7 protein-coding genes are annotated in these 6222 nt (G+C 57.1%); 3 read left to right on the top strand and 4 right to left on the bottom strand.

From position 1 onward, the window contains the following. Window positions 1-53 precede the first annotated feature (53 nt). Complete coding sequence (locus ACIQYF_RS21920) at window positions 54-587, top strand: outer membrane protein assembly factor BamE (protein WP_402865999.1); 534 nt, start codon at window positions 54-56, stop codon at window positions 585-587. Between the two features lie 61 nt (window positions 588-648). Here ACIQYF_RS21920 and ACIQYF_RS21915 read toward each other — a convergent pair whose 3' ends face one another. From ACIQYF_RS21915 to ACIQYF_RS21905, 3 genes are read right to left on the bottom strand one after another with little or no spacing between them, the layout of a single operon-like run. After that, entirely contained in the window at window positions 649-966 is a 318-nt protein-coding gene (locus ACIQYF_RS21915; protein ID WP_402865993.1) for an RnfH family protein, read from the bottom strand. Further along, a complete protein-coding gene (locus ACIQYF_RS21910) occupies window positions 959-1393 on the bottom strand; it encodes a type II toxin-antitoxin system RatA family toxin (protein WP_402865991.1) in 435 nt (144 codons plus the stop codon). The genes ACIQYF_RS21915 and ACIQYF_RS21910 overlap by 8 nt, the downstream gene beginning before the upstream one ends. Before the next feature lie 7 nt (window positions 1394-1400). Next, a complete protein-coding gene (locus ACIQYF_RS21905) occupies window positions 1401-2804 on the bottom strand; it encodes a sodium-dependent transporter (protein WP_402865989.1) in 1404 nt (467 codons plus the stop codon). A 118-nt stretch (window positions 2805-2922) separates the two neighbouring features. Between ACIQYF_RS21905 and smpB the strand changes: the two genes are divergently transcribed. After that, window positions 2923-3405, top strand: a complete 483-nt coding sequence (gene smpB, locus ACIQYF_RS21900) for an SsrA-binding protein SmpB (protein ID WP_048383611.1) — start codon at window positions 2923-2925, stop codon at window positions 3403-3405. A gap of 89 nt (window positions 3406-3494) precedes the next feature. Here smpB and ACIQYF_RS21895 read toward each other — a convergent pair whose 3' ends face one another. Further along, window positions 3495-4262 carry a GntR family transcriptional regulator gene (locus tag ACIQYF_RS21895; RefSeq protein ID WP_402865987.1) on the bottom strand — a complete coding sequence of 256 codons (768 nt, stop codon included), beginning with the start codon at window positions 4260-4262 and terminating at the stop codon, window positions 3495-3497. Between the two features lie 260 nt (window positions 4263-4522). Here ACIQYF_RS21895 and ACIQYF_RS21890 point away from each other — a divergent pair, with 260 nt between their 5' ends. Further along, complete coding sequence (locus tag ACIQYF_RS21890) at window positions 4523-6217, top strand: lactate permease LctP family transporter (RefSeq protein WP_402865985.1); 1695 nt, start codon at window positions 4523-4525, stop codon at window positions 6215-6217. Window positions 6218-6222: the final 5 nt, after the last annotated feature.

Below are 6222 nucleotides of genomic sequence, written 5' to 3'. Positions count from 1 at the left end.
GGTCTGCTCGGCGTTTACGGTGTCCCAGCCACGAGAGTGGAAGTCGCCCACCGCTGCAACACACCAAGCTCTTGCTAACCAGTTTCACCTTTGTGGGACTGCTCGCACTCGCCGGTTGTTCATTCCCCGGGGTTTACAAAATCGACATCCAACAGGGCAATGTCGTCACGCAGGACATGATAAACCAGTTGCGCCCGGGAATGACCCGCCGGCAAGTGCGGTTTATCATGGGCAACGCCCTGCTGACTGATACATTCCACCCTGACCGCTGGGATTATTTGTATAGCCTGCAGCCCGGCGGCGGTGAACGCCAACAAGAACGCATCAGTGTGTTCTTCAACCAAAACGACCAGCTCGTCAGCTTGTCAGGTGATTTCAAGCCTGGCGTAAGCCGCGACGAAGCCATTCTGGGCAAAGAAGGTCCATCCGAGGTGGTCACACCGACAGATGCAGCACCGACTCCTGCAGAGAAGAGTGAGGTTCCGGCCAAACCGGGATCATTGCTTGATCAAATCCAGAAAGACGTCGACGAGGTTAAAACCGTACCTGTCCCGACGCCAACGCCTCTGGAAACCAACGAGCAATAAACGCTCGTTGCAAAAAAGCCCGGCATGCCGGGCTTTTTGTTGTCTGCACTAAAACAGCTGCTTACAACTCGCTCAATCGCTTGGCCTCAGCCGCCTTGGCGGCACGCTGACGCCTGATCTCTTTAGGGTCAGCCAAAAGAGGGCGATAGATCTCGATACGGTCCCCAGCCTGTACCACGCGAACCTGCGGATCCATCACCTGCTTGCCAAAGATACCCACCGGGCAATCGGCCAGGTCCAATTCAGGAAACGCCTGCCCAATCCCGGACGCCCACACTGCAGCACGCACTGTTGTGCCCTCAGGCACCGTCAGCACCAACAACTGCTGGCGATCAATGGCCGCATACACCACCTCAATGTCTATCACCGGCTCAGCCATACAACTGTTTTGCACGCTGACAGAAGGCATCAACCAAGGTGTTGGCGGCCTGATTAAACAGAGGCCCCAGAGTTGCTTTAACAATCGCACCCGCGTAATCGAAGGTCATGTCGAGGCTGATTTTGCAGGCTTTCTCACCCAACGGCTTGAACACCCAAAGGCCGTGCAACTTGGTAAACGGCCCCTCCTCAAGGTTCATCTCAATCGATTGGCCCGGCACCAACGTATTGCGCGTGACAAAGTGCTGGCTCAAGCCACCTTTGGCCACGCCAAGGCTGGCACGCATCAGCACCCCAGTGTTTTCAATAATCTCGGCCGATGAGCACCACGGCAAAAACTCCGGGTAGCGCGCTACATCGTTGACCAGGTCATACAGTGCCTGCGCCGGATAAGGCAGCAAGGCGGAACGTTGGATATGGGTAGTCATGTCAGCGTTACTTCCACAGCTGGGCGGCAAACACAATCAGAATGCCGAGTGGCGCCACATAGCGCATCAAAAAAAGAGTCAAGCCAAACAGTCTCGGGCTGCGCATCGACAATTCATCGCGTACCGCGCCGCGCCCCATGATCCAGCCTGCAAAGACCACAAAGCACAGCCCACCCAAAGGCAGCATGATACGCGAGGTGAGGAAATCGACGACACCAAAGAAGTCCAAACCACTCGCGGCGCCCCATTGATACAAGTGAAAACCGGAGTCTTCACTCACGAAAAACTTGGCCTGTTTCCAGATATTGAACGAAAACACCGTGCCCAAGCCGACAAACCAGCAGCTAAACGCCAGCCAGAACGTCACCCACAAGCGCCGGACTTTGGTTCGCTCAACCAAATAAGCCACCATCGGTTCAAGCAATGAAATGGCCGAACTCCAGGCCGCTACAGCCACCAGGACAAAGAACACCACGCCCATTAATTGTCCGAACGCGACATTGCCAAAGGCAAACGGCAGCGTCACAAACATCAGGCCAGGCCCTTCCCCCGGGTTCAACCCCGACGCAAACACAATGGGAAACAATGCCAGCCCCGCCAGCAATGAGACAAAAGTATCGATCAACGCCACACCGACCACGGTGCCTGAGATCGACGCACTCTTGGGCATATACGCGCCGTAGATCATGATCGAGCCCACGCCTACGCTCAGTGAAAAGAACGCATGCCCCATGGCGGCAAGCAACCCATCAAGTACACGGTCAGGGTTGAAGTCGAACATAAAATGCACCCCTTGCATAAAATGCCCGGTGGTCATGCTGTAGCCCAACAACACCAGCAACAGCACAAACAGCAGCGGCATCATGATCCGCAGGCTGCGCTCAAGCCCCGCCACCACGCCCTTTGCGATCACATACGCCGACAGCAACATAAAACCGGTGTGCCAAAACGTCAGGCGCCAGGGGTTGGCAATTACCCCACCAAAATACTCGCTGACCTGATCAGCGGTAGCGCCCTGAAAGTCGCCCTTGCCCATGTTGATGATGTAATCCAGCGACCAACCGCCCACCACGCTGTAAAAAGAAAGAATCAGCAACGCCGTGATCATCCCGGCGAACGCCCCCCACGACCACCGTCCTGAGTGGCCCGCCTCTACCGCCAATACCTTCAGGGCATTCGCCGGACTGAGCCGCGCGCGCCGCCCGATCAAGGTTTCAGCCAGCATCACCGGCACACCAATCAGCGCGATACAGGCCAAAAACACCAGGACAAACGCGCCGCCACCGTAGACGCCCACCATGTAAGGGAACTTCCAGATACTGCCCAACCCCACGGCAGAACCGGTTGCAGCGAAAATAAAGACCCAACGGCTTGCCCAACTGCCGTGGACAGAAACCTTGTCTGTCGACATCGTTACTACGCCCAACCACCAAAAAAAGAGCGCGCATTGTCCGGGAATCAATCTACGTGCTCAAGCACACAGGTTGACCGTAGCCGACTCGCTCGCAACTGCCTATAATGCCGCCCCTATGGCTAAACAGAAGAAACACCCCACAGGGACCATCGCGCAAAATAAAAAGGCGCGACACGATTACTTCATCGAACATCGGTTCGAGGCTGGTCTGGTCCTGGCCGGCTGGGAAGTAAAAAGTCTGCGTGCAGGCAAAGCACAGCTGGTCGACAGCTACGTGCTACTCAAGGATGGTGAAGCATGGTTGCTCGGCAGCCATATCGCCCCCCTGACGACCGCCAGCACCCACGTTATTGCCGACCCGACGCGCAGCCGCAAACTGCTGCTCAACCAGCGCGAGCTGGAAAAGCTGTTTGCCTCAGTGCAGCAGAAGGGTTACGCCTGCGTCTGCCTCTCGCTTTACTGGAGCAAGCACTTGATCAAGTGCGAAATTGCCCTGGGTAAAGGCAAGAAGGAATACGACAAGCGTCATACCGAGCGTGAGCGCGATTCTGATCGCGAGTTGCAACGCGCGGTGCGCAATAAGGGCAAGGAAGACTAGTTCGTCCTCCCTTGGCTGCAGGAGCGAATTTGCCTCGCGATCTTCTGATCTTTAAATGATCGCGAGGCAAGTTCGCTCCTGCAGGTCACTCACAAACCATTACGTCGCTCTGCCCGCGCTACGCGCTGAACTTCCTGACGCACCTCCTCCAGCACTTCCTGCACATACACGAGATGGCGGCTCGCAACCTCCCGCGCATCCTCTGACCTGCCCTCGATAATCGCCAGATACAACTCGCGATGCTGACCAATCAGCATGTCGCGCGTTTCACTACGCTGCTTGTACATGCCGCCGATGTTGGTCACCACGTTGCGCTTGAGCAAATCAAATAGGCCGCGAATCGTGTGCAACAACACCGCGTTATGACTCGCCTCGGCGATGGCCAGGTGGAAGCTGGCATCCGCTTCGCCCTCCTCGGCGCGACTCACTTCATCGACCCGCGCATAGCAATCCTGCAACCGCTCAAATGCTGCCCGCAAACGCTCGCGGTCCATATCTGTGGCCCGCAACGCCGCGTAATACGCGCAAGACGCCTCAAGCGTATGACGAAACTCCAGCAAATCGCGCTGCGCCTCGGGGTTGCTCTCCAACAGTTGCAGCAGTGGATCACTGAACGTCGAACCCAATGACGTCGCCACGTAATTGCCACCGCCCTGGCGACTGACCAACAAACCTTTGGCGACCAACTTTTGAATCGCTTCACGCAACGATGGGCGCGACACACCAAATTGCTCCGCCAGCGCACGCTCTGCCGGCAAACGTTCGCCAGCCTTTAACGTGCCCTCGAGGATCATGCCCTCAAGCTGCTCGACAATATCGTCCGACAAACGGCGCTGACGAATTTGATCAAACCCCATAACTGCTCTCCACGCTCCCGACCACACGCCGGGCCCTCTATTCTGGCCGATTGACGCTCGCCAGACACCTATCAGAAAAGCTGCCTTTGACCCCATCAGTTGCCCAGACAACGATTATCTCGACTAAAGATTTAGGGGCGGCAAATTGACACATACCGCATAAGGCTTTTAACCTAGCCGACAGCGATTGTAAATTGGTAATACCAATTACCCAAATGCGCTCAGCAGCATCGACCAATAACAATTAGGGGCCACCCCATATGCAAACCTGGCAACAGCTCTACAGCCCGCTCGGCAGCCTCGGCCTGTCCGCACTCGCGGCCGTTATTCCCATCGTGTTCTTCTTTATGGCCTTGGCCGTGTTCCGTCTCAAAGGGCATGTCGCTGGCAGCATCACTCTGGCCCTGTCGATTCTGGTCGCGATCTTCGCTTTCCAGATGCCTGTCGACATGGCTTTTGCCGCAGCGGGCTATGGATTTGCCTACGGCCTCTGGCCCATCGCCTGGATCATCGTTGCCGCGGTGTTCCTCTACAAACTGACCGTCAAAAGCGGCCAGTTCGAAATCATCCGCAGCTCGGTACTCTCGATTACTGACGACCAGCGCCTGCAAGTGCTGCTGATTGGTTTCTGCTTTGGCGCGTTCCTGGAAGGCGCTGCAGGTTTTGGTGCTCCGGTCGCGATTACCGCCGCCCTGCTGGTAGGCCTGGGCTTCAACCCGCTGTATGCGGCCGGCCTGTGCCTGATCGCCAACACCGCCCCAGTGGCGTTCGGCGCACTCGGCATCCCGATCATCGTGGCAGGTCAAGTCACCGGCATCGACGCCTTCAAGATCGGCGCCATGGCCGGTCGCCAACTGCCACTGCTGTCGCTGTTCGTGCCGTTCTGGCTGGTGTTCATGATGGACGGCCTGCGCGGCGTGCGTGAAACCTGGCCTGCGGCACTGGTGGCTGGCTTGAGCTTCGCCGTCACCCAATACTTCACGTCCAACTTCATTGGCCCAGAGCTGCCGGACATTACCTCCGCGCTGGCCAGCCTGGTCAGCCTGACCCTGTTCCTGAAAGTCTGGCAGCCAAAACGCACCGCAGGCGCACAGATTGCGGGCGTTACCTCTGACGTGATTGTTACCGCCAGCGCAGGCGGTTTCGGCAAACCAACCAACCTCATGGTTTCGCCTTACAGCCTGATGCAAATTTTGAAAGCTTGGTCGCCGTTCCTGATCTTGACCGTACTGGTCACCATCTGGACCCTCAAACCGTTCAAGGCCCTGTTCTCGCCAGGCGGTTCGATGTATGGCTGGGTGTTCAACTTTGCGATCCCGCACCTTGATCAACTGGTGATCAAGACCGCGCCCATCGTTAACGCCCCGACTGCGATTGCCGCCGTGTTCAAACTGGACCCGATCTCGGCCACCGGCACTGCGATTTTCTTCTCGGCACTGATCTCGATGCTGATCCTGAAAATCAACATCAAAACCGGTCTGACCACTTTTAAAGAGACCCTGTTCGAGCTGCGCTGGCCGATCCTGTCCATCGGTATGGTGCTGGCATTTGCCTTCGTCACCAACTACTCGGGCATGTCCTCCACCATGGCGTTGGTGTTGGCGGGTACTGGCGCGGCATTCCCGTTCTTCTCGCCATTCCTGGGCTGGCTGGGTGTGTTCCTGACGGGCTCCGACACCTCATCGAACGCCCTGTTCAGCTCGCTGCAAGCCACCACTGCACACCAGATTGGCGTGAGCGACACCCTCATGGTGGCCGCCAATACCAGCGGCGGCGTGACCGGCAAAATGATCTCCCCGCAATCGATCGCCGTGGCCTGTGCGGCAACCGGACTGGTAGGTAAAGAATCTGACCTGTTCCGCTTCACCCTGAAACACAGCCTGTTCTTTGCAACGATCGTCGGCCTGATCACCCTGGCTCAGGCCTACTGGTTCACCGGCATGCTGGTGCACTGATAAAT

Origin of the sequence: Pseudomonas sp. NPDC096917 (assembly GCF_044762555.1) — a bacterium.
Classification (GTDB): domain Bacteria; phylum Pseudomonadota; class Gammaproteobacteria; order Pseudomonadales; family Pseudomonadaceae; genus Aquipseudomonas.
Note: the sequence above shows the minus strand (reverse complement) of the source record. Positions and strands in the feature narration are given on the sequence as shown.